Origin of the sequence: Spiroplasma endosymbiont of Tricholauxania praeusta (assembly GCF_964019535.1) — a bacterium.
GTDB lineage: Bacteria > Bacillota_I > Bacilli_A > Mycoplasmatales > VBWQ01 > Spiroplasma_E > Spiroplasma_E ixodetis_A.
Genome location: NZ_OZ026450.1, coordinates 113,514 through 137,138, shown reverse-complemented (window position 1 = coordinate 137,138; position 23,625 = coordinate 113,514). Strand labels below are relative to the sequence as shown.

General features: G+C 22.2%; 33 protein-coding genes. 20 read left to right on the top strand and 13 right to left on the bottom strand.

The window, feature by feature from the left end; all coding sequences use genetic code 4:
• The 9 genes from AACK96_RS00740 to AACK96_RS00700 all read left to right on the top strand — a co-directional run bounded on the left by AACK96_RS00740 (position 1) and on the right by AACK96_RS00700 (position 4,197).
• Entirely contained in the window at positions 1 to 714 is a 714-nt protein-coding gene (locus AACK96_RS00740; RefSeq protein WP_338974494.1) for a YbaB/EbfC family nucleoid-associated protein, read from the top strand.
• A gap of 660 nt (positions 715 to 1,374) precedes the next feature.
• Positions 1,375 to 1,893 carry a hypothetical protein gene (locus tag AACK96_RS00735; RefSeq protein WP_338973655.1) on the top strand — a complete coding sequence of 173 codons (519 nt, stop codon included), beginning with the start codon at positions 1,375 to 1,377 and terminating at the stop codon, positions 1,891 to 1,893.
• 134 nt (positions 1,894 to 2,027) lie between these two features.
• Positions 2,028 to 2,231, top strand: a complete 204-nt coding sequence (locus AACK96_RS00730) for a hypothetical protein (RefSeq protein ID WP_338973654.1) — start codon at positions 2,028 to 2,030, stop codon at positions 2,229 to 2,231.
• 8 nt (positions 2,232 to 2,239) lie between these two features.
• Positions 2,240 to 2,677 (top strand): hypothetical protein, encoded by a 438-nt coding sequence (locus AACK96_RS00725; RefSeq protein WP_338973653.1) that lies wholly within the window; start codon positions 2,240 to 2,242, stop codon positions 2,675 to 2,677.
• On the top strand, positions 2,667 to 2,960 hold the full coding sequence (locus AACK96_RS00720; RefSeq protein WP_338973423.1) for a hypothetical protein: 294 nt from the start codon (positions 2,667 to 2,669) through the stop codon (positions 2,958 to 2,960). Before AACK96_RS00725 ends, AACK96_RS00720 begins: the two co-directional genes overlap by 11 nt.
• Positions 2,929 to 3,141 (top strand): hypothetical protein, encoded by a 213-nt coding sequence (locus tag AACK96_RS00715; protein ID WP_338973522.1) that lies wholly within the window; start codon positions 2,929 to 2,931, stop codon positions 3,139 to 3,141. Before AACK96_RS00720 ends, AACK96_RS00715 begins: the two co-directional genes overlap by 32 nt.
• A complete protein-coding gene (locus AACK96_RS00710; RefSeq protein WP_338973652.1) occupies positions 3,141 to 3,416 on the top strand; it encodes a hypothetical protein in 276 nt (91 codons plus the stop codon). Before AACK96_RS00715 ends, AACK96_RS00710 begins: the two co-directional genes overlap by 1 nt.
• Positions 3,416 to 3,661, top strand: coding sequence for a hypothetical protein (locus tag AACK96_RS00705; protein ID WP_338973650.1), 246 nt, complete (start codon positions 3,416 to 3,418; stop codon positions 3,659 to 3,661). Before AACK96_RS00710 ends, AACK96_RS00705 begins: the two co-directional genes overlap by 1 nt.
• A 119-nt stretch (positions 3,662 to 3,780) precedes the next feature.
• Entirely contained in the window at positions 3,781 to 4,197 is a 417-nt protein-coding gene (locus AACK96_RS00700) for a hypothetical protein (protein ID WP_338974493.1), read from the top strand.
• Here the strand turns inward: AACK96_RS00700 and AACK96_RS00695 are convergent.
• Positions 4,194 to 4,694 carry an IS630 family transposase gene (locus AACK96_RS00695; protein ID WP_338975131.1) on the bottom strand — a complete coding sequence of 167 codons (501 nt, stop codon included), beginning with the start codon at positions 4,692 to 4,694 and terminating at the stop codon, positions 4,194 to 4,196. The two genes, AACK96_RS00700 and AACK96_RS00695, sit on opposite strands and share 4 nt — an antisense overlap.
• 28 nt (positions 4,695 to 4,722) lie before the next feature.
• A complete protein-coding gene (locus tag AACK96_RS00690; protein WP_338973555.1) occupies positions 4,723 to 5,082 on the bottom strand; it encodes a helix-turn-helix domain-containing protein in 360 nt (119 codons plus the stop codon).
• Positions 5,083 to 5,298: 216 nt separating this feature from the next.
• Between AACK96_RS00690 and AACK96_RS00685 the strand changes: the two genes are divergently transcribed.
• Together AACK96_RS00685 and AACK96_RS00680 are read left to right on the top strand one after the other, a co-directional pair.
• On the top strand, positions 5,299 to 5,460 hold the full coding sequence (locus tag AACK96_RS00685) for a hypothetical protein (protein WP_338974491.1): 162 nt from the start codon (positions 5,299 to 5,301) through the stop codon (positions 5,458 to 5,460).
• Positions 5,415 to 6,902, top strand: coding sequence for a YbaB/EbfC family nucleoid-associated protein (locus tag AACK96_RS00680; RefSeq protein ID WP_338974489.1), 1,488 nt, complete (start codon positions 5,415 to 5,417; stop codon positions 6,900 to 6,902). The genes AACK96_RS00685 and AACK96_RS00680 overlap by 46 nt, the downstream gene beginning before the upstream one ends.
• An 82-nt stretch (positions 6,903 to 6,984) precedes the next feature.
• Here the strand turns inward: AACK96_RS00680 and AACK96_RS00675 are convergent, their stop codons facing one another.
• From AACK96_RS00675 to AACK96_RS00655, 5 genes are all read right to left on the bottom strand, one after another.
• Positions 6,985 to 7,188 carry a hypothetical protein gene (locus AACK96_RS00675; protein ID WP_338961729.1) on the bottom strand — a complete coding sequence of 68 codons (204 nt, stop codon included), beginning with the start codon at positions 7,186 to 7,188 and terminating at the stop codon, positions 6,985 to 6,987.
• Positions 7,189 to 7,328: 140 nt separating this feature from the next.
• Positions 7,329 to 8,243 carry an ABC transporter permease subunit gene (locus AACK96_RS00670; protein ID WP_338974487.1) on the bottom strand — a complete coding sequence of 305 codons (915 nt, stop codon included), beginning with the start codon at positions 8,241 to 8,243 and terminating at the stop codon, positions 7,329 to 7,331.
• A gap of 2 nt (positions 8,244 to 8,245) precedes the next feature.
• Positions 8,246 to 9,448: an ABC transporter permease gene (locus AACK96_RS00665; protein ID WP_338974486.1), complete on the bottom strand. Its 1,203-nt coding sequence runs from the start codon at positions 9,446 to 9,448 to the stop codon at positions 8,246 to 8,248.
• Between the two features lie 3 nt (positions 9,449 to 9,451).
• The gene (locus AACK96_RS00660; RefSeq protein ID WP_338974485.1) at positions 9,452 to 11,146 is read right to left on the bottom strand and encodes an ATP-binding cassette domain-containing protein; all 1,695 of its coding nucleotides are present in this window, start codon (positions 11,144 to 11,146) and stop codon (positions 9,452 to 9,454) included.
• 2 nt (positions 11,147 to 11,148) lie between these two features.
• Complete coding sequence (locus AACK96_RS00655; RefSeq protein WP_338974483.1) at positions 11,149 to 12,267, bottom strand: hypothetical protein; 1,119 nt, start codon at positions 12,265 to 12,267, stop codon at positions 11,149 to 11,151.
• 520 nt (positions 12,268 to 12,787) lie between these two features.
• Here AACK96_RS00655 and AACK96_RS00650 point away from each other — a divergent pair.
• Positions 12,788 to 12,949, top strand: coding sequence for a hypothetical protein (locus tag AACK96_RS00650; RefSeq protein WP_338974482.1), 162 nt, complete (start codon positions 12,788 to 12,790; stop codon positions 12,947 to 12,949).
• 147 nt (positions 12,950 to 13,096) lie between these two features.
• On the opposite strand, the gene AACK96_RS00645 is transcribed toward AACK96_RS00650, so the two are convergent.
• Complete coding sequence (locus AACK96_RS00645; protein WP_338974480.1) at positions 13,097 to 13,234, bottom strand: hypothetical protein; 138 nt, start codon at positions 13,232 to 13,234, stop codon at positions 13,097 to 13,099.
• Positions 13,235 to 13,556: 322 nt separating this feature from the next.
• Here AACK96_RS00645 and AACK96_RS00640 point away from each other — a divergent pair, with 322 nt between their 5' ends.
• The 4 genes from AACK96_RS00640 to AACK96_RS00625 all read left to right on the top strand — a co-directional run bounded on the left by AACK96_RS00640 (position 13,557) and on the right by AACK96_RS00625 (position 15,763).
• Positions 13,557 to 14,255: a hypothetical protein gene (locus tag AACK96_RS00640; RefSeq protein ID WP_338974479.1), complete on the top strand. Its 699-nt coding sequence runs from the start codon at positions 13,557 to 13,559 to the stop codon at positions 14,253 to 14,255.
• 37 nt (positions 14,256 to 14,292) lie between these two features.
• The gene (locus tag AACK96_RS00635) at positions 14,293 to 14,715 is read left to right on the top strand and encodes a transposase family protein (protein ID WP_338973316.1); all 423 of its coding nucleotides are present in this window, start codon (positions 14,293 to 14,295) and stop codon (positions 14,713 to 14,715) included.
• A gap of 23 nt (positions 14,716 to 14,738) precedes the next feature.
• The gene (locus AACK96_RS00630) at positions 14,739 to 15,146 is read left to right on the top strand and encodes a transposase family protein (RefSeq protein ID WP_338973314.1); all 408 of its coding nucleotides are present in this window, start codon (positions 14,739 to 14,741) and stop codon (positions 15,144 to 15,146) included.
• A gap of 245 nt (positions 15,147 to 15,391) precedes the next feature.
• Positions 15,392 to 15,763, top strand: a complete 372-nt coding sequence (locus AACK96_RS00625) for a hypothetical protein (protein WP_338974477.1) — start codon at positions 15,392 to 15,394, stop codon at positions 15,761 to 15,763.
• A gap of 123 nt (positions 15,764 to 15,886) precedes the next feature.
• Here the strand turns inward: AACK96_RS00625 and AACK96_RS00620 are convergent, their stop codons facing one another.
• Together AACK96_RS00620 and AACK96_RS00615 are read right to left on the bottom strand one after the other, a co-directional pair.
• Positions 15,887 to 16,387, bottom strand: coding sequence for an IS630 family transposase (locus AACK96_RS00620; RefSeq protein ID WP_338975131.1), 501 nt, complete (start codon positions 16,385 to 16,387; stop codon positions 15,887 to 15,889).
• A 28-nt stretch (positions 16,388 to 16,415) separates the two neighbouring features.
• The gene (locus AACK96_RS00615) at positions 16,416 to 16,775 is read right to left on the bottom strand and encodes a helix-turn-helix domain-containing protein (protein WP_338973555.1); all 360 of its coding nucleotides are present in this window, start codon (positions 16,773 to 16,775) and stop codon (positions 16,416 to 16,418) included.
• A gap of 186 nt (positions 16,776 to 16,961) precedes the next feature.
• On the opposite strand from AACK96_RS00615, the gene AACK96_RS00610 reads away from it, so the two are divergent.
• The 3 genes from AACK96_RS00610 (at position 16,962) to AACK96_RS00600 (ending at position 18,711) form a co-directional block, all read left to right on the top strand.
• Positions 16,962 to 17,174 (top strand): hypothetical protein, encoded by a 213-nt coding sequence (locus tag AACK96_RS00610; protein ID WP_338974475.1) that lies wholly within the window; start codon positions 16,962 to 16,964, stop codon positions 17,172 to 17,174.
• 273 nt (positions 17,175 to 17,447) lie between these two features.
• The gene (locus AACK96_RS00605) at positions 17,448 to 17,723 is read left to right on the top strand and encodes a hypothetical protein (protein ID WP_338974473.1); all 276 of its coding nucleotides are present in this window, start codon (positions 17,448 to 17,450) and stop codon (positions 17,721 to 17,723) included.
• Positions 17,724 to 17,781: 58 nt separating this feature from the next.
• Complete coding sequence (locus AACK96_RS00600; RefSeq protein WP_338974471.1) at positions 17,782 to 18,711, top strand: hypothetical protein; 930 nt, start codon at positions 17,782 to 17,784, stop codon at positions 18,709 to 18,711.
• 9 nt (positions 18,712 to 18,720) lie between these two features.
• Here the strand turns inward: AACK96_RS00600 and AACK96_RS00595 are convergent, their stop codons facing one another.
• The 3 genes from AACK96_RS00595 to AACK96_RS00585 form a co-directional block, all read right to left on the bottom strand.
• A complete protein-coding gene (locus AACK96_RS00595) occupies positions 18,721 to 19,389 on the bottom strand; it encodes a hypothetical protein (protein WP_338974469.1) in 669 nt (222 codons plus the stop codon).
• 391 nt (positions 19,390 to 19,780) lie between these two features.
• Positions 19,781 to 20,905, bottom strand: a complete 1,125-nt coding sequence (locus AACK96_RS00590; protein WP_338974467.1) for a hypothetical protein — start codon at positions 20,903 to 20,905, stop codon at positions 19,781 to 19,783.
• A 390-nt stretch (positions 20,906 to 21,295) separates the two neighbouring features.
• Positions 21,296 to 21,385 (bottom strand): lipoprotein, encoded by a 90-nt coding sequence (locus tag AACK96_RS00585; protein ID WP_338974465.1) that lies wholly within the window; start codon positions 21,383 to 21,385, stop codon positions 21,296 to 21,298.
• A 1,119-nt stretch (positions 21,386 to 22,504) separates the two neighbouring features.
• On the opposite strand from AACK96_RS00585, the gene AACK96_RS00580 reads away from it, so the two are divergent.
• Positions 22,505 to 23,611, top strand: a complete 1,107-nt coding sequence (locus AACK96_RS00580; protein WP_338974463.1) for a hypothetical protein — start codon at positions 22,505 to 22,507, stop codon at positions 23,609 to 23,611.
• Positions 23,612 to 23,625: the final 14 nt, after the last annotated feature.

Here is a 23,625-nt window from a genome sequence, read left to right as displayed (position 1 = left end):
TTGAGAGAAGATCAAATACAAGAATTTGCAGAAGCACAAATACCACACTTCACAAAAGAACAAATTAGTTATTTTAGAAAAAAACAAATAGCAGCATTTACAGAAATACAAATAAAAGCATTAACCAAAAAACAAATACCAGCACTCACAAGCGAACAAATACCAGCAATACCACCAATTCAAATTTCATGATTTCATGATGATCAAATCCAAGCACTCACAATTGAACAAATACAATCATTTGCACCAGAACAAATATCAAAATTTACAATAGAACAAATACAAGCACAAGCAATTCAAGGAAAGTTAACAAAATTTAAAAAAGAAGAATTTACTTTTTCTGATATTGATGGTTTGGTTAAAATTATTATAACAGGTGGACGTAAACTAGTTTCAATTAATATTGAAGGATTATTAAAAGAAGCAGAGAATGATTATTCAAGTATTAATGATATGTTACAAACAGAACTAAATAAAGCATTAACAGAAAAACAAATACCCGCATTTACAGTCTCACAAATACAATCTTTCACAACACAACAAATCCAATGATTTACAAATTCACAAATTTATTATTTAAAAATGGGCGGTTGTCAAAGTTACGAAATAATTAATTATCATATTAGTAACTTATTTCCGAAATTACCATTTAAAAATGATGATAGACAAATTAAATTCTCTTTTACCCTTAAATTTATATTCGACGTATTTTAAAAAATATAGATTTTATAAGATAAAATAAAAATTATTAACAAGGAAAAAGACAAGAAATAATCTTGTCTTTTTTTGTAATTGTAAAATTTTAAAATTTTTAATAACCGTCTTTAACGCTATTATCAACACGTGTTAGGGAACTAAAAAAGTGAACTACAACACAGTTGTTAAAAATAGTAGCTAGAACATGTGGACTTGCATGAATAAATAAAAAGTGGAGTGATACCTAATAAATTATACTAACCATTTAATGGTAATTCTTGGGGTGGGAGCGAATTGGAAACTAGTATATATAGACCTACTAGGGAACCTACTATATTAATTCTATTCTTTATTTAACCAACCTTGCCACTCCCCAGTGAGCAAGTGTTGGTTTTATTTTTTATTTTTTTTGAAAAATTTTTTTGGGCGAGAAAATAAATTTCAAACTTGTAAAAAAAATTGAGCGGTGCCGGTTCAATTAAAATATTAATTTGTTTAACACAAATTAAATAAGTATTGAATCGAATGCCTCGATTTCTTTTTAAAATTTCACAATTTATTTTTGAGCCCAGTTTTCATGGAATGAATAAAACTAATAGTAGTATTATTAATAATCTAAAAATCAAAATATATGTTCTTTATGCTAGAAGCAACAGAACATATTAGGAAAGGATTATTATGCAAATAGAATTTAAAAAAGAACAAATTGTTAAAGATAAACCACAATCTATTCTTATTGATTATGTTGAATATAAATTATCGCTTCCAAAATGAATGATTAAAAATAATTCTTTTATTGTTGATAACAGTTACACATATTGAGTTTTTAATTTAGAAAATATTAAAAGAGAATTAAGTGGTAATGAATTAATAAAATTATTAGAACCATATATTAAAGACCAAAAAATAACTGTTAATAAACAAGAAACACCCAAAGAATATTATCTTAATGATATCAAACTTGAACCATTAACATTTTATGAACAGCATAATAGTTGATTTATGGGTGAAATAACAGATAACAAAACTAATATTACAAATCCATGTTTTAAATACAACATTACATGAGAAGAAAATAGAAAAAGTTTTAAAATAAATAATCCATATAAACACGATGATTTACCAATTAATTATATAGTTACTTCATATAAGGAAATTTCAACTCATAATGAAAAAGTATTTTTGTTGAACATGTAAACAAAATAAATTAGATTATTTATTCTTTAATACTAATGATATAAAAACAAGAAAATATTTTTTAAGAGATAAAAATAGTAAAGCGATTTGTTATGACTGTATTTTAAATATTAGGTTAAGTAGGAGGCATAAATATGAATAAAGAATATTTAACTAAAAGAGGAACGATTTGCATACCAGACAGTGATGATATTGAATTTAAAATAGGGCTAATTAAACTGATTGATGATTTAAAAAAAGATAATTTAGTTTGTGGTCATAAAGAATTTATTGAAGAATGTAAATATTGTTGATGTAATTGTGATTTAGAAATTATTAAAACGGTTATTAGAGGTTAACTTAATTAATGCAATATGACTTAATTATTGGAATTGATCCTGCTGGAATTGGTAATAATGGAATGGTTATATATTCAAGTGAAACTAATAATATTACTTTTAATGAAACATTCAAAATTAAAACAGTTTTAGAAAGTAAAAATATATATAAAGAATATTTTAAATTAATTAAAAAACAATTTATTAATCAAAAAATATTAGTTATTGTAGAAAATTTCTTTTTAAGCTCAAAACAATTATTAACTAATCCATTAGCAACACCTAAGATTATTGGTGCATTAATGGTATTAGTAGAAGATGTTATGAATTGAGATTATTTAGAAAGTGAACCAAAAAATAAAACTAAAATAGAAAATTATAAAGGAAATATAAAATTAACAAAACATGAACAAGATGCTTATAAGCATATTCAATACTATTTAAGGAATTATAAAAATGAAAGATAAAGCAAATTATGTCAAATTAAAAGTAAAACTGAGTAACACTATTGAAGCAAAATATTACGAAAAAGGTAATAAGGAATTATATTATAGTGTTCGTGGTCAATGAAATGGATTAAATTATGTTACTTTAATTTTTAATAACCCAAAATTTTATAGACGATGTATTTTATTAAACAAAAACGATGAAATTATTGTAACTGGTCAAATTTTTAATACTTTAAATATTCCTAAAAATCGTGCATTTTGTTCAATCAATGTTAAATGATTTAAAAAATGAAAAGAGTAAAAAAATGATTAAAAATACACCATTAGAATATATTAATGACAGAATTAAGCAGCATAAAGAAAATATTAATAAATATACAAAAGAAATTGAAAGATTGCAAAATTTTATTAAAACAAATGAAATTAGAATGACTGAATTAGAAATAATAAAAGATATTTTACAAAAAGGAGAAAAAATATAATGAATTTTAATCAAAATCCAAAACAAATGACTGATTTAGTAATAAAAAAAGATATGGAAAAAGTATTAGAAAATTTAAAAATTAAAATAGGAACTCTTGCATTTAATAATATTGAAGAAGAAATACATTATATAAATTTAATAATAAATAAAATGTCAGAACATATTTATTCATTAGAACAAGAAATAATTAGAAAAAATCAAATAATAAAAGATAAATTGGAACAAGAAAAACTTGAAATTGCTAATCAAATTAAAAATAAGGAGAATAATTAATGATAATATTACCTACTTTGTTTGAAAATAAAGATGAAATTGAAATATTATCACCATTTCCAAAAGCAATTCATACAAGTAATGATATTAGAGCAATTATTTTAAGACAATACCCAAATGTTAAATCCAAACACATAATTGTTTCTGACCCCGAAAGTAATGTTGCATTAATAGTTGGTGATAATGATGTTTATCAAGGTTGAATTAAAGTAACAATTAAAAAATTAGAAATTAAAGGAGATTAAACAAATGCAAAAGGAAAAAATTAAAATTAGAAATTATGAATTTGAATTAAATTCTTATGTAGTAGATTCCTTATTAGATGTTATAAGAGAACTGATAAAAACAAATAAAGGAGAATAAAATGCCAAACGAAAATACACAATCAAATTATACTTTAACCAAATTAATTAGAACTGGTATAAGTCCTATTTGTGCAATGATTGGTACAAGTGCTTATTATGGTCAAGTAATTGCTAATCCAATATTAGGTTCAATTAATAGTTTATTATTTGGTAAAAAATTAGGTTTAGATATTTGAAATTTAAATCAAAGACCAAATACTAAAACTAAATTAATTAATAGTTCTAAAAAAATAGCATTAGGATTAGGAACAATTGGTTTAGCAAATTATAGTAAATGAACAGAAAATAATATTAATCCTATTATTCCAACAACACCAATTCCAATAACTACTACAACTACAACAGAAGGTCCGCCATGATTACTATTAAATAAACAAGAAAATCAGTCATTAATGGATTGAGATACATATAGCTAACGAAAGTAATGTTTACTCATATCTTGAAAAACAAAATCAATCGCGTTTTTAATATTTGGTCAATAATTTGGTAATATTTTTCTTATATTATGTTTTATAGCAAATCAAAAATGTTCAATTGGATTTAAATTAGGAGAATATGGTGGAAGAAATAATAGTTTGCATCCAACATTTTCAATTAATTGTTTTGTTGCTTTAGATTTATGAAACGTCGCATTATCTAAAACTATAATTTGTCCACACTTTAATACTGGAATTAGTATATTTTTAACATATGATTCAAAAATTTTACTATTGCAATGTCCTTCAAATGCTCATAGAGCTTTTAATTTACCTTTATTTAGTGCACCAATTATACTCATTCTCTTTATTTTATATGCAGGTTTATTATCAAATAATCTTTTACCTTTTTCAGACCAACCATATTTATAAAATTCATTATCATCAATTCCAGATTCATCAATATATACCAAATCTTCATTCATTATTTTCGCTATTTCTTTTAAAAAATCTTCTTGTTTATTTTTATCTCTTTGTTCATATAGAAAAGTTTTTTTTATATGTATAATTTAGTTTTTTGAAATAGTTATAAACTGTTTCTTTTGTCATATCACCAAATTTTTCAATTACTTTTTGAACTGTAACATCTTTATTTTCTGCTAAATAATTTTTTAATTCATCTAAATCCTTTATTTTGTGGCTATGTCCTTTTTGATAATTCAAAATTGGTTTTATATTTCCGGTTTTTTGCTTTCTTTTTCTTCATAAAAATAAAGTCTTTCTAGTGATATTGAACACTTTACAAATTTCTTTAATTTTCATGTTTTTACTTTCATAAACTTCTATTACTTTTCTTCGTAAGTCCTCACTGTATGGTTTTGGCATAATTTAATCTTCCTAATCTATTTTAATTATTGCTGAATTATACTTGTAAGTGCAAGAATTGTTTAAATTACATATTATTATTTTACATTATTTATGAGTAAACATTACTTTCGTTAGCTATATATTAGTTTAAATGCTTATGGTATATCAAATCTTATTAATGGATTAACGGAGTTAATACCTAATAAATTTGAAACAATAAGAAAGATTTGTAATATGGCAACTGGTGGATGTTTAATATCAAGTGGTGTAGCAATGGGTATTAATAATAATTTTAATAATGCTTATGCAGTACCTACAATTGTTGCTGGTGCAAGTGAAATTATGGGAGATTGTCAAAAATCTCACAAGTACAAGCTTTGACAACCAAACAAATAAGTTCACTTAACTACAATAAAATTAGAATGTTTACATCACAATGAACTAAGAAATTCAAAGTTTCACAAATCCAAGCTTTCACAACACATCAAATTAAAGCAATGACTGAATGACAAATTACTTGACTAACAACTGAGCAAATACCCGCATTTACAAGCGAACAAATACCACACTTCACAAAAGAACAAATACCAAGTTTTACAACAAAACAAATAAAAAATTTTACATGAAAACAACCATTTACAGCAGAGCAAATACCACACTTCACAAAAGAACAAATAGCAGCAATACCACCAATTCAAATTTCATGATTTCATGATGATCAAATCCAAGCACTCACAATTGAACAAATACAATCATTTGCAGCAGAACAAATATCAAAATTTACAATAGAACAAATACAAGCACAAGCAATTCAAGGAAAGTTAACAAAATTTAAAAAAGAAGAATTTACTTTTTCTGATATTGATGGTTTGGTTAAAATTATTATAACAGGTGGACGTAAACTAGTTTCAATTAATATTGAAGGATTATTAAAAGAAGCAGAGAATGATTATTCAAGTATTAATGATATGTTACAAACAGAACTAAATAAAGCATTAACAGAAAAACAAATACCCGCATTTACAGTCTCACAAATACAATCTTTCACAACACAACAAATCCAATGATTTACAAATTCACAAATTTATTATTTAAAAATCTCACAAGTACAAGCTTTGACAACCAAACAAATAAGTTCACTTAACTACAATAAAATTAGAATGTTTACATCACAATGAACTAAGAAATTCAAAGTTTCACAAATCCAAGCTTTCACAACACATCAAATTAAAGCAATGACTGAATGACAAATTAGTTTATTTACAAAAAAACAAATACCCTGATTTACAGCAGAACAAATAGCAGCATTTCTATCTGAACAAATAGCAACATTCACAATCGAACAAATACAAGCACTAACACCAAAGCAAATACCCTCATTGACTATTTTACAAATTAGTTGATTTACAATTGAACAAATACAAGCACTAACATCAGAACAAATAGAAGGATTGACAAGAGAACAAATTAGTTGACTTACAAATCAACAAATAGAAGCACTCACAAAAGAACAAATACCCGCATTAAGTCCAAGAAAAATGGGAGCATTAAGTCTAGAAAAAAGAAAAATATTAAAATTATTAATTAATAAATACCAAAATCAAGAACAAAAAAGCAAATCTAAAAAAGATTTAACAAAAAAAATTTACCAACAAGAAGCAGAAAAAAAAGAAAGTATTAGCAGTACAAATCAAGAATATAAAGAATCTATATTATTAGAAAATGTAAAACCATTAAATTCACACATTAAATGATCAAAATCTTTGCATGAAGAAATAACAAAATATGAAAACCAAGATCTTAATATAACAACTAATCAATTTATTAATAAATACTAGTATTTAACAATCTTTCTTTTTTAAAAATTATTATACAAATTATAAAAAATATTTTCTTAAAAAATAAATGTTTTAATCTAATTTACATTACTATACACTTATTTTTTTTAGATTTAAAACTTATTTCTTCATCATCATTAATTTTTTGATAGTTAATATTAGAAATTTTATTAATTATTTTCTTCTCATTATTTTTAAATGTTTTTATTTTTTTAATATTTTTTTCTAAACTCTCATTGTTCTGTTCAGCCAATTTCTCAAAACTGTCATTTAAGTTTTTTACCATAATTTAAATTTCCCCTTTTTTCATTGTTTAATAAATTTATTATACACAATAAAAATAAAAACTTAATTTATTAAAAAACATTTAAAACATTATATTTATTAAACTTGATAAAGGTTTTAAAATATTGCTAGCATATAATTTTATTGTCATTTTCTACCTGCTTTAACATAAGGTTGCGCTCAACTTTTTACCAATTCTGTATTAGGACGAAAAATCATTAATGATACTAATGCTATTAAATATGGAAACATACCCCATAATCAACTTGGAATATTATTACTAATAACTATAAATGTTTGTGAAGCATTTATATACTGATATAAAAAAGAAAAAATAAAACAAATAATAGAAGTTAAAAAAAATCTACTGTGTGCCATCATTCATAAAGCAATTGCCAAAAAACCAATACCAGCAAAATTATTACTATAAATAAAAGTACTTGGAAGTACATAAACAAATAAAGCACCTGAAAAACAAGCTAAAGAACTAGAAAATAGCGAAATATAAAATCGAGAACGACGAACATGAATATAATTTAAAGCTACTGCGGTTGGATTCTCACCAATTCCTCTAATGTATAATCCAAGCTTAGTCAAAAATAAAATAGCTGCAAAAATATAAATTGCTAAAAAGGTTACCAAAATTGCAATTCAAGAAAATTGATAAATATAAATACTTGCTAATGAATAATTTATTTCTCCAGTAAATGTTAATGGTAAAATTACTGCTAATCCATAACCAAAGTAATTAATAACCATTGATACTAAAAATTGATTAGTTCTAAACAATAAGGTTGCTAAACTATGAATTAAGCCAAATACAATTCCAATGATAATAGTGATAAAAAATGCCAAAATTGCAACTCCACCACCCAAATTATTTTTTAATTGTGAAACAATTATACAATATGTGGCAGCACCAGTACACATAATACCATCAAAACCAAAATTAACAATTCCTGCTCTAGTATTTAAAATTCCACCTGTACATAACAATAATAATGGACAAGCAAATAATAATGTATTAACTAAAATTGTTGAAAATGAGAGTAACATAATTATTTTTTTCTCCTTTTCCTTTTAAATATTTTATTTTTTTTAAAAATTTTTGAAGATTTTGATTCAACATTAACAATTTTAACATTTTGTTGTTCATCCTTAATTAATTCTTTTTTTCATATTAACTTCTTTTTTAGCCTTATCAAATATTCTTTAATAGCAATAGAATGAGTTAAGTAATGCCAAATAAAAGGATAAATACCAATAATGTAAATGGTTATTGATAATACTATTATTGCAATTTCTGGATTTTTCAAATACATAAAAGCATTATTTTCAATAGGACTAATAAATAAACTCATAAAAAATGATGAAAATAAAATAACTCCTGGCGTATATCCCGCTAAAGCAGCTACTACTACACCATAAAATCCTTCTTGAATTGGAGCAGAAAGCGAAGGTAAATTATTATTAACTCCTAAAAAATAAAGATAACCAGCAATTCCTGCTATCGCTCCTGAAATTGGTAAAATTATTAAACCCTGATATTGGGGATTTAATCTGGCATATTTTGCAGCAACGGGGTTTTTAGCAATTGCATTTAATTTAAAACCAAGAGTGCGATTATTAAAAATAATAATTGCGATTAATAAGACAATAATAGCAATAATAATACCAGCAGAAAATAAATTACTAATGCTAAAAGGTCCACTAATTAATGAAAATCTAAGATTAGTAATTTGTGTTGGAATTTTTAAGTTATGATAAACATTACTGGCTATTAAACCTTTATATCCTTCTCAAGCAATAAAATTAAATAAAATAGTGCTAATAATTTCATGAATTTTAAAATAAGTTTTTAAAATTGCAATAATTAAACCAGCTAAAGCACCAATTAAAACTGCAATTAATAAAAGAAAAGGAGTAATTCATTGACTATAACCACCACTTTTATAAATAGCTACTGCCAATACATATGTTATCATAGCACTAAATAACATTTGACCACTAACTCCAAAGTTATAAATACGATACTTAAAAGTAATAGCTACTGCTAATCCTGTTAATATTAATACACTATATGTTTCAATTAAATTACTAAAACTTACTAAATTAGTTAAAGGATTAATAAAAATAGTTTTCCAAAATGATAATGGATTAACTTGTAAACATAACATTAATAAACTAACAAAAAATAGAGTTATTAGTAATAATAATGCACCCACTAATCAAAAATTTCATTTTTTAATATTTTCCAACATCTTTTAACCCAACCTTGACCTAATATTTTCCATTTTTTTATTAATTCAACTAGTAATTTTGACAAATGGTCTTTTCAAATAATTAATTGTTCTAATTATTTTTTTCTTTTTCAAACTTCACTTTGTTTGTGGCAATTGATACATTTTATCAGTTTTAACAATTATTTCATTTGTAATAGGATAATCATTCCATAGTGCTGGATTGTTCATTATTTCAACTTTAACATTTTTATTTTCCAATTTACAAACAAATTGTTTGTGATAAATAACTGCTACTCGTTGACACAATAATTGTAATAAGTACGGATCAGTATCAATAATTAAAATACTTGAACCACTTTCGCGTAACTCTATTATCTTTTTAATAATTAATAACGAAGAATTTTCATCTAAATCAGAAAATGGATTAGATAAAATTAATAATTGTGGTTGCTCTTCAATACTTCTTGCTAATACAAATTTCTGCATTTCTCCTTTTGATAATTTATTAATTTTAATAAAAATATTATTATCGTTAAATATTTGATATTTTTTAATAATTTCTCGTACCTTTTTATTAACAACGGCTGTTTTGACAACTCCGGATTTAGTTACATATTTTTCTTTATTATAATTTCAAAAGGTAAAATTTTCAAATAAAGTGGCATCAGGAATTATAGCAGTATTACTATAATGTCCAGATATTCAATCAATTCCTAAATTACTAATTTCTTGCGGTTTAAAATAAGTTACTTCTTGTTCTTGAAAAAAAATGCGTCCTGTTTGCGTTTTAATCATACGTACTATACTTTCAAGTAAAACCTCGCTATAAAGGTTTTCATAATCATAAATACCATATATTTCACCAGGGCGAATTGCAAATTCAATTTTATGAAAATTTGAAATATTGGGTTTATTCAAAGAAAGATTATCAATATAAAGCATTGGTACTGAATTTATCGATTTTGGTTTTTTATAATTAAAAATCTTACCTCAATAATTAGTTGTAAACAATTTAGTATTTTCTTCTAATTTCATTACTTTTGTTTTACCAATATTTAAGTTTTCAATTCAAGATACTCGGTTAGCAACCATTTTAGCAAATTCTTCATCTCTAGTTGTGAAAAGGACCGTTATTTCTTCATTACGAAATGTTTTAAAAATCATTCAAAACTCTACTTTTTGACTATCAGATAAACCAACAGTTGGTTCATCTAACAACAATATTTTAGGTTCTTTGAATAAAGCACGAAGTAAAGATAATTTTTTTAATTCTTCAATCGCAAGTGTTGATACTCTCTTATTTAAATTAAGCTTAATTTTATATTTTTCCATTAAATTATTAATTTTAAATTCAGCTTCTTTTCAATTAGGAAAAATTTTAGCAATAGTTGGTTCATTACCAAGTATAATATTTTGTTTAACAGTAAGATTGTCTAAGAAAAAATCATCTTGACCAGCATAAGCCATTCTAAAATAAAGCATTTCACTAGGATCACGAGGAAAATAACATCCTTTTCTTAAACTATTAATAACAATTTTTCCTTTAGAAGGTTGTTCAAAACCAGCAAGCATTCTAATTAATGTTGATTTACCAACGCTATTATTACCAACAATGGCATGAATTTCTTGTGTTATTTCTAAATTAACATTTTCAAATATAACACGAGTATCATAATATTTACTAATTTTTTGTAACTTCAATATTGTTTTTTCCATAATTATATATCTCGATACTGATTAGTAAAATCAATGTTATTAACACCATAAGTTTGTATTTTACTTTCTGAAGCACTAGGTATAATTTTAAAATTAGGATTAATCTCTTCTTTAAATGTTTCATCAATAATTTCCAAATCAGGCATAAAACCAAAAGCTAAATAATTAATATTATCATAAACATAGTCATTATTATTAATAATATTCGATCCAACAAAACTAATAGTTTTACTATAGGTTGGACGTGAAGATATTAACCTAGCAGTATAGGCAATAATACTGTTATATCAATAATTAGTATTAATAATAAAATTAACACCATGTGTCTCATATAATGATTGGGCAATCTGACCAACACCGGCAACACTATCAGCACTATAAATATTACTTGTTACAAAACTATCATGAGGATTAGCATAAATAATTTTATATGTAATTTTTGGATTATCAATACCATTAATTATCTCAGCAAATTGATTCAAAATAGTTTGATCATAATCAATGCCAATATTATTAATAATACCAATTCTAACTATCAATTTACCGTTGTCATCAACATCAAAGTTATATTTTTTATTTATTATTCCATCCTGAACATTTTCAACAAAATGTTCAGCAATTTTACTGCCATAATTTAAATGGCTACTAGTTACGTTATCAATGTTATATCTAATATCATAAATATTATTAGTGACTTTAACCGTATCAGCAATAATATTATTAAAAAAATAAAATTTAACATTCTGAAATTGTTGTAATACTCTAATTAAGTTTTTAGTAGAATAACTACTAGTTTCACTATGATGTGGAATATACTTTTGAAAACTAGGATTTAAAATATAAACTTTTTTGATATTATATGTAGATAAAAAGTTTCTCAACATTAATGCATAATAATTATCATCTTGAGAACTAAACAATGTTACTACATGATCTTTACCATAAAAAGTTTGTAACTTTTGATAAACAAGTCGGTCATAAATGTTTTGATTTTGTGCTTGTTGATAACTTGTTATTAATAAAACTGTTGGTTGTAAATTTCAAGTACAAGCATAAATACTACTACTAATAGTAGTTATTGTTGGCAAAATTATAGTGAATAATAGAAAACGTCGAAACATAAAAACCACCTACTAATAATACTTATTTATAATTATACAAGAAATCTTAGTTTAATATCAAACAATCAATTTATTGCAAATTAATTAAACAGTTTATTAAAAAAATAATAAAGAATATAAATAAAAAGGATTTATGACAATTAATTTTATTAATAGTAATATTTGGTTTGTTATTATTTTCAAAGTTATTTTCTTTTGTTATTTCTAAAATGTAATGATGAGGAATTTTAATTTTATTTTTAGTCCCATTTACGTTCTTATTTATATCTTTTGCTAGAACATTTATTTGAAACTCTAATTTTTCAATGATTTTAAAAAACAAAAAAATAAATCATTTACTATTAACTTTAACTTATTTATATAAATTTTACATACTTTAAATTTATTTTTAATAAAAACTTAATTAATTGTAAAATACATAAAATTTGATAATATACAACTGTTATATAGTATATATAAATTTTAACCAATTACTTTTATAGGAAAGTAAATGGATTTTTTGTTAAAAGGAGGCATTAAAATGGCAGACAAAAATAAATCAGAAATATTTCAAAAAATAACAGCACAGCAAGACATTAAAGATATTTTAAACCAATCAAATTCTACATTTAAAAATAAAAAAGGAAGAAAAAAAGAAAGACATGGTGGCTTAACATTTAAATTCAGTAAAAAATGATACTAATAATCAATTAACAGATGTAATAATTAATGATAACCCATCAAAAAGTCATATAGAAAATTCAGAGACAGTTTCTATTATTTCAACAGATAGTGAAAATATACAAGAAACAAATAATGATATATGAACAGTATGAACAAAATTCAAAAATTATGTATCACCAGCATCAACTTCAATTTCAAATACAGAAGAAATATCACAAACACAATCAATAATTCAAAAACTAACAAAAGAAAATCAGCAACTTAAAAGTAAAATCGAGTCATTAAAACAAGAAAAAGAAAACAATATTAACTTCGACAATTTTAAATATAATGCTGTAACAATTTTAGATGAATATAAAGATATTTTATTTTGAAAAAATCAGCTTCAAGATCAAAAAAAAGAAAAACAAGAACTTGAACAACAACAAGAAAATATAAAAAAAGAAATTTTAAAAAAAAGAAAACTAATTGAAGAAAATGAAAAACTAAAAAATAATAGTCTAAAAGAAAATAAAAATATTACAAGAGAACAAATTAGAAGACAAAGTATTTGAGAAGAAGAAAAAATTCAATTAGAAGAAGAAATATACAAAAAAGAAAAACAATTAGAACACCAATTACCATCAATGTGATTAAGCCAAGGATTGCCCGTTTCTGAGACAGTCGGATTAAATAAAGATATTGAAAATAAAAATATAGAAATTAATAAAACTATTAATAAAATTAATAAAAAAGAAAAAGAAATTGAAAAAAATAGAATAAATAATTTAAATAAAATCAAGAAAAAAGAAAAAGAAATTGAAAAATTAAATGATAAAATAAATAAAACTGCATCTTCAAGAAAAAAAATAAATTTTGATAAACAAATTTTAAAAATCGAAAAAGATATTGAAAATATTAAAAATAAAGACTTAAAAAAAATAAAAAACATCCATGAAGAAATTTTACCAATCAATAATAAAATTTATTTTATAACAACTCTTCAACATATTGATAATTCTATTACTGAAAAAATAATGCATTTCCAACAACTTACAAATGGTGATATACAAGTTATTAATCAAATAAAAAACTATGAAAATATTAATAAATATAAAAAAGATACAGTAATAATTGAGAACATTTCATCAATAAATAATAATACTAATTGTCAATTTATATCAATTAAAGATTTTCTAAACAATCAAAAAAATGTAAAAATAAAGCCATCTTTAATATCAAGATCTGCATGACTTTTCTTCAAATTAATTTCTACGATTGTTTCGGAAATACCAAAGACATATTCCGTAATTATTTTTTTGAAAAATCAAGTAATAATTTTATAATTTATTTTATTAATGAATTAATAAGGTGTTGATAAATATGGCTTTTGAAAATTTAAAAAAATTAAAAAATGATAAATTTTATAGATATTTTGGTATAAAACATTTTCATTTTAATGAAATGTTAGAAAAATTAATTGAAATAGAAAAATTAGAAAAAACTAAAGGTCGAAAAAATAAACTTTCAGTTGAAGAAAGATTGATGATGACACTTGAATATTGAAAAGAATATTATACTTTTTTTCAAATGAGTATTAAATATAAAATGAGTCCTTCAAGCTGTTTTCGAAATATTACTTGAGTTGAAAATAAACTTAGTAATGATAGAGATTATCAATTTTTAAAAGAAAAATATAAATCAAAAAATGATAAAAAACAAGAAAATTTAAATGAATTTCAATTTTATTTAATTGATTCAACTGAGATTGAAATTGAAAGACCAACTAAAAAAAACTACAGTTAGAATATTTTTCTGGTAAAAGTTGAATGTATTCTATAAAATTTCAAATTGTATATGATTTTTTTAATAAAAATATTGTTGATATTTTTGCTGATAATGGCAAAGTGCATGATTTTCAAATATTAAAAAATTCAAATCTTGTATTTTCTAAAAATACAATAATTATTGGTGATTTAGGATATCAAGGTATACAAAATATTTATGAAAATACAATAATACCAATTAAAAAAAGTAAAAATAAAAAATTAACTAAACAAGAAAGAAAATATAATAAGATTGTATCTAAAATTAGAATCAAAGTTGAACATGTTTTTGCTTGATTAAAAAGATTCAAAATTTTAGTAAATAAATGTAGAAAAAGTAAATTTAGACTTATGTACTTAAGATTTAACTTACTTTGTAAAATTTTTAATAAAATAAAACCATTAAAATAAAAAAAATCAAAAATATATTTTTTAAAATTGAAATTATTATCAAGTTAATATAAAAATATTATTAACATTTTTTTATTTTCGAAATAGAAACTTATTTTTAAACTATTTTTTCGGAAAATATTAACTTTTATAATTAATAACACTAAAAAATTTATAAAAAGTATTATTGACAATTGATTAAATTTAATTATGGAATATGTCTCAATTATAAATCGTATTTTTGGATTGATATTTAAGCCTTTTTCATGAATGCTTTCAAATTGAACAAAAAAAATGAATCATGATTTTCTAACCAAATATATGAAAATGAACAAGAAAAAGAAAAAAACAAAAAAGAATATGAAACAATAATTAAAAAATTAAAAAGTGATAAATTAGAAAATAGATTAGAAATACAATATGAATTATTCAAACAAGAATTAAATAATAGAAAAAATAAAAAAGCAAATGATTTAATAAATAATGAAATATTAAATCAAAACTCAAATAACATTTCTGAAAATCAAAGTATTAAAAGTTTTGATTCATCTACTAAAATTTCAATAAATTACCAAATGCAACAATCTTCAATCAATACAAATCATAATTGAAATAAAGTAAAACCTTTATTAACATAATCAATTAGTGAACTAACGATTTTTAATAATATAAATTTAATTAAGTAATAAATTTTTAATAATATTTTTTAAAAAAAAGAAATTTTTTATTATTTTTTATACATTTTTATTTTAAAAATATAGCTAACGAAAGTAATGTTTACTCATATCTTGAAAAACAAAATCAATCGCGTTTTTAATATTTGGTCAATAATTTGGTAATATTTTTCTTATATTATGTTTTATAGCAAATCAAAAATGTTCAATTGGATTTAAATTAGGAGAATATGGTGGAAGAAATAATAGTTTGCATCCAACATTTTCAATTAATTGTTTTGTTGCTTTAGATTTATGAAACGTCGCATTATCTAAAACTATAATTTGTCCACACTTTAATACTGGAATTAGTATATTTTTAACATATGATTCAAAAATTTTACTATTGCAATGTCCTTCAAATGCTCATAGAGCTTTTAATTTACCTTTATTTAGTGCACCAATTATACTCATTCTCTTTATTTTATATGCAGGTTTATTATCAAATAATCTTTTACCTTTTTCAGACCAACCATATTTATAAAATTCATTATCATCAATTCCAGATTCATCAATATATACCAAATCTTCATTCATTATTTTCGCTATTTCTTTTAAAAAATCTTCTTGTTTATTTTTATCTCTTTGTTCATATAGAAAAGTTTTTTTTATATGTATAATTTAGTTTTTTGAAATAGTTATAAACTGTTTCTTTTGTCATATCACCAAATTTTTCAATTACTTTTTGAACTGTAACATCTTTATTTTCTGCTAAATAATTTTTTAATTCATCTAAATCCTTTATTTTGTGGCTATGTCCTTTTTGATAATTCAAAATTGGTTTTATATTTCCGGTTTTTTGCTTTCTTTTTCTTCATAAAAATAAAGTCTTTCTAGTGATATTGAACACTTTACAAATTTCTTTAATTTTCATGTTTTTACTTTCATAAACTTCTATTACTTTTCTTCGTAAGTCCTCACTGTATGGTTTTGGCATAATTTAATCTTCCTAATCTATTTTAATTATTGCTGAATTATACTTGTAAGTGCAAGAATTGTTTAAATTACATATTATTATTTTACATTATTTATGAGTAAACATTACTTTCGTTAGCTATATATACTTTTATTGAATATTTTTATGATAAAAAATATTCAAGAACAAATAAAGGAGATTATAAATATGTGAAGATCATGTAACGAATGAAGTCAAGCTGATAAAGATAAGTACAACAAAGAAGCAAAAGAAACAAATAAAGTGTGAGGAGAAAAAAACGAAAAGGAAAGACGAGAAAAAGTTGCTAATGCTCTTGACCTTGAAAAAAATAAAGCAAAAATAAATCAATCAACAACAAATGAAAATCAAAGTTCTAGTAGTAAATCAGCACAAATGTAAATTTTAAATATTACAAAACTACTTAATTTGAGAAGTTTTACCTTTTTATTGGTAGTGTTTAATACTTTTTACAATAAATATAGTAAGATTAAATGATAGTAAATAAATAATAATTTTAAAATGACATCCAAATGGATGTCATTTTAAAAAATTATAAGATAAAAATCATCTTTATTTCTTAATATTTATTTAATTTTGTTTTATATTAATAAGTGCTATTATTATACTATAATACTACTAATAGTATTCATTTTATATAAATAGGTGATATCCATGAAACAATTTTTAATAGCTTTAAGCAGTTTAACAATCTTAGTTTTAACAGGAAATAACAATATTAATCATATTAATAACTCATTAAAAAACAATGTAAATAATACAACTTCACTATTCAATAATAAATATGGTTACTTAAATGATAATGACATAATAACTAATCAATCAACAACTGATCATAAATTTTATAGTTATGATACATCTGCATTAAAAGATTATACTTTTGCTAATGCAAGAGACGTATTTTTAGTCGATAATACAGGTAGTTTATAATCCTGATGTTACTATTCCTAGTGATCAAAAATTAAATATTGAAAATACAAAACAAGAAATGAATAGTCATAAAAAAATAACTACTATTAAAAATACAGATAATGAATATAGTAAAAGTGAATATAATAAAACTTATTTTGATGGTGATAATAACGATTGACAATATGTGCAATTAGGTAGTTTACCTAATCATATTAGTATTTCTAATCAAACTGGTGGTAATAAAGTAGAATATAATGATAGTTTAAATGAAACATTAGGACTATACTATATTGCTAAAGCAACAAAAAATAATCAAATTGATGAAACAATAGCTGACAAATTAGGAACATACTTTATGAGTCAAACAAGTATCAAAGATAGTTTTAATAAAGATTTAACTAATAAAATTAATAATTTTATTAGTAGTAATAATAATATTTATAATTTCATATATAATCTTCCAATAAAAATAACAGATAAAAATAATTCAATTAATTATATTTTTGATAATAATAATAATTTAATTGAAATTTATTATAATACATGAACTAATACTAATATTGATAAAAATGATATAAATTATTCATATTCTGATTCATATTCTGGATTTTTATCACTTAATAATTATATTTCTAGCACATATATTTTAACAGACTGAGCTAATTATGCTCATAATTGAGATAACTTTACTAAAATCTATCCAACATTTGCTTTCAATAAAGATTCATATTGCAAAATTTCAATATCTACTGGCCAATCAGTAACCGCTAAACTAAATGGTGCCACAACTGATATTACTAGTAACATCCATAGTTTTTCTTCGGGAGTTATTGATACCAAAAATGGTTCTGGTTGAGGAACACATATTGATTTTAGTTTTAACATATGACATGATGATCATAATATTTATTGAAATATACAAGTTTCTGTAAATAATTCTGCTGGTAGAGATTCATATTTTAATGCTAAAATAAATAAATGTAGTTTTTTCAATAGCATGTCTTAGAGTTAATACTTATAAATGATATATGACTGCGGTACTTGTTGATGGTTCATCATTTAAATTAGTTGAAATACTATGAATTTCTGCTTTAATTTGTATAAAATCAGGTTTTTGATCTATATTATTTTTTAAAGAGCAATCTTTATCATTTGTTTTTCTTGCCATTTCATTCTCATAATATTCATTGATTCCATCTTGAAATTGTTGTTCATTATCTTTTTCAATTTCTACTTGAAATGTTTGTTCAATCTTTATTAAACCATTATCTAGTTTACTAGTTTTTGTTGTATTTGAAGAAATTACTAATGGCCTAGCATCTTTATCTATTATAGTAACTTCTTGTAAAAATTCCTCATTATCATAACCAATGTTTAAATTATTTTGTTGCTCATTATTATTTCTATTTATTAACCAGTTCCTAATTGTAACTCCACATCTAAGACCTGTTATAGCACCTAATAAAAAAAGTCCTACACCGACACTATTGACATTACTAGCATCATTGTTTTTTATTAAACCATATATTGCACCAACACCCAAGCCCATTGTTGAAAGTAATGTTGATGATAACATTGTGATACAACAACAACCAAAATCTTTTTGTAAACAACTTGTATTTGCCATATTTGCTCCTAATAAACGTGTTGTTTCATTTCTTGATTGTTCTGTTGAATTATTCATAAATCTCACTACTCCTTTACTTAATCAATTTTATTTAATAATTAATTGTTTTTAAATTTAAAAATTAATGAATATGTTGTGTTACCAACATATTAATTATAGTTAATATAATTAATACTTTTTATATAATTTTTTATTTTATAAATAAGATTTTCAATTTTTTGATTTTCATTATTGATAATTTATCATCCCTTAAATTTGAACATATTTACAATTTTTATTTTTGTTCATCATAAATGCAATCTATGCTAAATTTTAAAAATTAAAATCAAAAAAGATTTCATTTTAAAAAAATATTTAATATATAAAATTAGTAATTTTTCAATTAAAAAACTACTAATTTTTGTATTATCTATCTTTAAGGTTTAATAATTTTTTTTAAATTATTATATTAACTTCAAACATTATTATTATCACCCTCTATTACCGCATAAGTTGGAGCAAAAGAATATGCTAAAGATAAAACATAACCATTAAAATACATTCAAATATCAACAGTACCTAAAGACAAATTATCTATAATATATTTATTATTTTTTAATTTAGAATTTAATTGCGTGTTTTGTCATCTAAGACCTTTTTGCCCTAATTCATGACAATTAATTAATTCTAGTGAATCATTATTTTGAAAAAAATGATTCTTTTTTGCTAAATCAGTAGTTTTATCTTTTAAATATTTTAAAGTATCACTAAAATTATTATTTTCGTAAGCTTTAAAATCATTTTTATTCATTTTCATTGTAAAGTCACCTTCAAACTTACTGATAGTAAGACGATTGTTTCAAATACCATCTTTAGAACAAAAATTGGCTAATTTATCAGCAGTATTATTAATTCGATCTTGTATTGACATAGTATCGCGGATGACAACAGGAATTTTAATAGGGTCTAATGTTAAATTATGATATGTTCAACTATTAATTTCAAATTCTCCAAACAAACTTACTTTATCTAGATCTGAAATAATTTTGTTTCTATATTTTCAATTTTCAAATTTATTTTCAAAGGTTTGTGCATATGAATTAGCTTTATTAGTAAAAATTGATTTAACATCAGAACCTGATTGATTTAAAAATACTTTTTGTGCCATACTTTGAAAATCATTTTGTGTTTCTTTAGTGACACTTCAATTATTATTATTATTTGGCAATTGATAATTATGAAATTTCGTTTGATCACGAGCAATAAACTTAGCTCCCAATTTTGTTTTTATTTTTTCTAAAATGTTTTCTTTTAACTCATTACTATTTCATCATTTTGAAATATTTCATTTTAAATCTAAAGTAGTTTCGACAATATAATCTTTTAAACTATCTTCAATTTTGCTTGCTACTTTTTCAATTACGCCTTCAGTATTAGCATTTTGATTAATAAAGTTTATATCAAAAAAATCTATACTTAATTCACGATCTAATGTATTACCATCAAAATCTTTTCATTTTAAATCAAATTTTAGGCTTGATTTTAGAAGATTTCAAGATTCAATTTGATACTTTTCTTTATTATAATCATCCATCCCAAAAGCATTATTATTTTTTCATTCATTAAATTCAACTTTAGTAATTTTTGATTTATCAGTATTTAATTTTAAAATTTCATTAATATTAATACCAGAAAATAATGATTTTAAATTAGAATCATTACGTAGTTCAGAACCAAAATTACTAATGTTTTCTTTAATTACGTCATAAAAATGTTTAGTTAAATCTTGATTAGTAATTTCTTGATTATCAGGAATATTATTAATTTGATTTAATAGTTCTTGTCCAGAACTAGCAAAGTTATCTGGTCTTAAAATATTTTTTTTCTCTTTTATTAGATCCCCAAATAAACTGTTAACTTTTTCTTCTGCTATTTTTAATAAATCAGTATCACTCTGTTCTTTACCATGCTCTTCTGGTATTGGTTAATCATTATTTCAGCCACAAGCAATAATATTTGTAGTAGCAGTAGTACTTAAAATTATTGCCCCCAAAATACTTAATAATTTTTTCATAATTTATACCCCCATAAATAAATCTTTTTATATAATTAAATATATTCAATACAACTATTATTGACATTAGTAATAAAAATGATTATTTTTTGTTTTAAAACAAAAAATAATATTATTAAAATCAAACTTGGATAAAATATGTTTTTAATTTAATAAATTAAAGACATATTTAAATTGTTGAATATATTTACTTCATTTTATATTATTCTAAAATTGTTTTTTATATTATGTTTTAAAGTTTTATAATAAACACCAATAGTATAATATTTAGTTATTTTTTATAAGTTTTTTTATGTTTTTACTTATTTTATTTTTTAAAAAAATAACTAGTTTTAAAATTTAACATTTACTGTATTTAATAATATTAAAACAAGATTTATTATATAAAACATAGTAAAATTCTAGTAAGAAATTTTTCATATTATGCTTAATATTGATTATATAATTGCTAGTATATATTGTTGTTTCTAAATTAATAAAATTGTTTTTTTAAATAAAAATATTATAAACTAATACATTGAGAGGTTATTTAAGAGAGGTATGGTTGAAAAAGCAAATTTAGGTAAATTATTAGAGTTTATTTTTATTAAGGTTTATTATTCTTTTATTACAGTTTTTTTATTTATTTTATCAATATTTATATCTTTAACAATAGCTATTGTTTTTTTTACTTTGAAATTAAGTTCAAATACTTTTTTCATTATTTTTCAATATTATATTATGATTTTGTATAGCATTTTTCTTTTTATTTTTGCTTTAATGAATTCTATTAAGTTATTTGGTACACAATTTGAAGATAATTCTTTTCTTCTAATACTAACAAGACCATATTCAAGAAAAGTAATTATCCTTTCACAATATTTCGTGTTATTTTTATCTTCATTATTTTTTATCGTATCTAATATTATTACTTTATTAGTTTTTGGAGGCATCATAGGAGTAATTCTAAAAATAATATATATTAAATTTTATATTTTAATTATTTTAAAATTATTTCTTTTTTTACTTTTTTTCTCAATTTTAGTAACTAATGGATCGGTAGCTATGTTAGCGTTTTTTTCATCAGAAAAGGTTTTTTTAATATTTGTTATTTTTTGTAGTTTATTCCTTTTGGGTGGTTTGCCTTCTTCTTTGATATTAAATAAAACAGAAAATTTACCAATTTCTTTTAAAGAAGGTGTTGGACCTTATTTGGTTAAACAAATTAAAGAAGCAATGTTATTTAATAAATATTATAAAATGGGATTAATTCGTTATCCTAATTTAACTAAAGATATTGCTGATTTTTATAATAGTTTAACAATTGATGAATTACAAAATATTAATAAAAAGGAAGTTATTAGTAAAAGACAAGATTTTTATAAAAAAGAAGGATTTCTTTTAAATAGTTCATTTAATAGTGGTGAAATGGAAGGTAAAATTGATGTTTGAAATGGACATAATGATTTTAATGGCAAAACAGTTAAAATAGTTTTAGTTTTTAATAAATACTTTATTAATTTAAAAGAATTAAAACAAAAAATTGAAGAATCTAATAACGATACTCAAAAAGATTTATTACAATTATATGAAGATTATAATAATGAATTTGAAATTAATAATTTTTGTTATTTACAAAAATCAAAAATACCTGATTTGTTAGAATATGATCTTGCTAAATCTTATGTTGAGGAAGGTAGTAATAAAAAAACATTAACTAGTGATGATTGAACAAGAGCTTTTAAAGATGGTGGATATTATGTTAAATTTAGCAGTCCATTACGTAACAAATATGATAATCTTTTTTTTAATCCAATTTATATTTTATTAAGAACTGTGGAAGATTACATTTATAATCAAATATGAATTTATTATCAAGTTAAATCAGAAAAAGTTTTAAATGATGAAAATTTTATTGCATTTAAAAATAATATGAATTTATATACTTTGATTAACTATTTTAATTTTATTGAGCATTGAAACCAAATGTGAACAAATTATATGGGATGTTATGGTAATTTTTGATTTAAACCATTAGCTTTATCAAGTATTGATTTTAATGTTCAAAAAAATACTTTATTTAGTTATCCTGATTTTACTTTTCATTTAAATAGCGAATATAAAATTGATGTTAATAATACTACAAGCATACAAAATAATTTGATTGTTAGTTTATTTTACGGTGTGTTGTGTATTGTTTTATTTTTCTTATCATTTTGTTTTTTCTTAAAAAAGAATATTGGATAAGTTAGTTAGGAGAG